Here is a 235-nt window from a genome sequence, read left to right as displayed (position 1 = left end):
ATCCAGCGCGTAAAGATCGTCACAGCCGCCAATGTGCCGCGCATCAATAAAAATCTGTGGCACCGTAGTGCGGCCGCTGCGTTGAATCATCTCTTCACGTTTCCCCGCGTTCCCGTCAATGGGAATCTCCTGGAACGACACGCCTTTCTGATCCAACAACGCCTTTGCACGGTGGGAATAAGGACAAGTGACTTTGGTGTAGATCTCTACATTCGCCATACGGTTACCTCTGAGA

The 235-nt window shown here is 52.3% G+C and carries 1 protein-coding gene; it reads right to left on the bottom strand.

Annotation, left to right across the window (positions count from 1 at the left end):
- Nucleotides 1-219, bottom strand: a 219-nt coding sequence (grxC, locus tag KVT28_RS26915) for a glutaredoxin 3 (RefSeq protein WP_217551384.1), incomplete at its 3' end; no start/stop codon positions are given.
- Nucleotides 220-235: the final 16 nt, after the last annotated feature.

Origin of the sequence: Pantoea sp. GbtcB22, from assembly GCF_019091025.1 — a bacterium.
GTDB lineage: Bacteria > Pseudomonadota > Gammaproteobacteria > Enterobacterales > Enterobacteriaceae > Pantoea > Pantoea leporis.
Note: the sequence above shows the minus strand (reverse complement) of the source record. Positions and strands in the feature narration are given on the sequence as shown.